The organism is uncultured Tenacibaculum sp. (assembly GCF_947499065.1).
GTDB lineage: Bacteria > Bacteroidota > Bacteroidia > Flavobacteriales > Flavobacteriaceae > Polaribacter.
In genome coordinates, this window is record NZ_CANMMT010000020.1 from 1 (window position 1) to 2,500 (window position 2,500).

The following is a 2,500-nucleotide window of genomic DNA, read 5'->3' on the forward strand; positions in this document are numbered from 1 at the left end:
TTATTTTACTCTTTGCTGTTAATTTTAAAAATATTAGACTAAGATCTTATAGTCTCGTAGCTCAGCTGGTTAGAGCGCTACACTGATAATGTAGAGGTCGGCAGTTCGAGTCTGCCCGAGACTACAATAAGACGCTTAGTATAGGAAATTTTAGAAGTTGAGAAGTATGGGTTGTTACAACTAATGACTCACGACTAAGAGCTCATAACTAAAAGACTATGGGGGATTAGCTCAGCTGGCTAGAGCGCTTGCCTTGCACGCAAGAGGTCACCGGTTCGACTCCGGTATTCTCCACGATCAGGTTTAAAGAATCTGAAAACGTTCATTGACATATTGGTAGAATGATATCGTAAAGAATCAAGATAGAGAAGTTAAATTTAAATATTTAACAAGAATATTTTTTATAAGAACAAATTATAAAGAGCTCGTTCTAGGAGAAATTCTAGAGCAAAAAGTACAATAAGCTAAATAAGGGCGTATGGCGGATGCCTAGGCTTTCAGAGGCGATGAAGGACGCGATAAGCTGCGATAAGCTACGGGGAGAAGCACATATTTTATGATCCGTAGATTTCCGAATGGGGCAACCCAGCATGTTGAAGACATGTTACCCGCAAGGGGGCAAACCTGGTGAACTGAAACATCTAAGTAACCAGAGGAAGAGAAAACAATAGTGATTCCGTTAGTAGTGGCGAGCGAACGCGGATTAGCCCAAACCAATGTTGTTACGGCAGTATTGGGGTTGTAGGGCTGCGACATTAGAATCTTAGTGAACTAGAATCGTTTGGAAAGACGAACCAAAGAGAGTGATAGTCTCGTATAGGTAAGCGAAGATGATATAGCAGTACCCTGAGTAGTGCGGGACACGAGTAATCCTGTATGAATCCACCGGGACCATCCGGTAAGGCTAAATACTCCTGAAAGACCGATAGTGAACTAGTACCGTGAGGGAAAGGTGAAAAGAACCCTAAGTAAGGGAGTGAAAGAGAACCTGAAACCGTACGCCTACAAGCGGTCGGAGCACATTTACTGTGTGACGGCGTGCCTTTTGCATAATGAGCCTACGAGTTACTGTTGCTAGCAAGGTTAAGGATTTAAGGTCCGGAGCCGAAGCGAAAGCGAGTCTGAATAGGGCGACCATAGTTAGTAGTAGTAGACGCGAAACCGAGTGATCTACCCATGGGCAGGTTGAAGCTGTGGTAACACACAGTGGAGGACCGAACCAGTTGACGTTGAAAAGTCTTTGGATGACCTGTGGGTAGGGGTGAAAGGCCAATCAAACTCGGAAATAGCTCGTACTCCCCGAAATGCATTTAGGTGCAGCGTTGAATAAAAGTTTTATAGAGGTAGAGCTACTGATTGGATGCGGGGGCTTCACCGCCTACCAATTCCTGACAAACTCCGAATGCTATAAAATGTTTTTCAGCAGTGAGGGCATGGGTGCTAAGGTCCATGTCCGAGAGGGAAAGAACCCAGACCATCAGCTAAGGTCCCCAAATATATGTTAAGTTGAACTAACGAGGTGAAACTGCTTAGACAGCTAGGATGTTGGCTTGGAAGCAGCCATTCATTTAAAGAGTGCGTAACAGCTCACTAGTCGAGCGGTTTTGCATGGATAATAATCGGGCATAAACATATTACCGAAGCTATGGATTTATATTTATATATAAGTGGTAGGGGAGCATTCTATTTGCGCTGAAGGTGTACTGTGAGGTATGCTGGAGCGGATAGAAAAGAAAATGTAGGCATAAGTAACGATAAAGGGGGCGAGAAACCCCCTCACCGAAAGACTAAGGTTTCCTCAGCGATGCTAATCAGCTGAGGGTTAGTCGGGACCTAAGGCGAATCCGAAGGGAGTAGTCGATGGACAACAGGTTAATATTCCTGTACTTCTTATAATTGCGATGGGGTGACGGAGTGATGAAAGCACCGCGAACTGACGGAATAGTTCGTTGAAACATTTAGGTATTAGAGCTGTAGGCAAATCCGCAGCTTTAGCTGAAGTGTGATAGTACAACAAGTCTTCGGATGCGTTGATAGTGTGCCTAAGGGCTTCCAAGAAAAACCTCTAAGCTTCAGATTATAAGAACCCGTACCGTAAACCGACACAGGTAGTTGGGATGAGAATTCTAAGGTGCTCGAGAGATTCATGGCTAAGGAACTAGGCAAAATCGACCCGTAACTTCGGGAGAAGGGTCGCCCCACATTGTGGGGCCGCAGTGAAAAGGTCCAGGCGACTGTTTATCAAAAACACAGGGCTTTGCTAAATTGAAAGATGATGTATAAGGCCTGACACCTGCCCGGTGCTGGAAGGTTAAGTGGAGGGTTTAGCTTCGGCGAAGATCTGAAATGAAGCCCCAGTAAACGGCGGCCGTAACTATAACGGTCCTAAGGTAGCGAAATTCCTTGTCGGGTAAGTTCCGACCTGCACGAATGGTGCAACGATCTGGACACTGTCTCAGCCATGAGCTCGGTGAAATTGTAGTATCGGTGAAGATGCCGA

Annotated in this window: 2 tRNA genes and 1 rRNA gene (1 of these 3 cut by a window edge); all 3 read left to right on the forward strand. The window is 45.2% G+C overall.

Features of this window, described 5'->3' with window-relative positions:
* The first annotated feature begins 50 nt into the window (after positions 1 to 50).
* A tRNA-Ile gene (locus Q0958_RS18760) sits at positions 51 to 124 on the forward strand.
* Between the two features lie 96 nt (positions 125 to 220).
* Positions 221 to 294: transfer RNA gene (locus tag Q0958_RS18765), tRNA-Ala, on the forward strand.
* A gap of 163 nt (positions 295 to 457) precedes the next feature.
* Positions 458 to 2,500 (forward strand): 23S ribosomal RNA (locus tag Q0958_RS18770) (it continues 834 nt past the right edge of the window).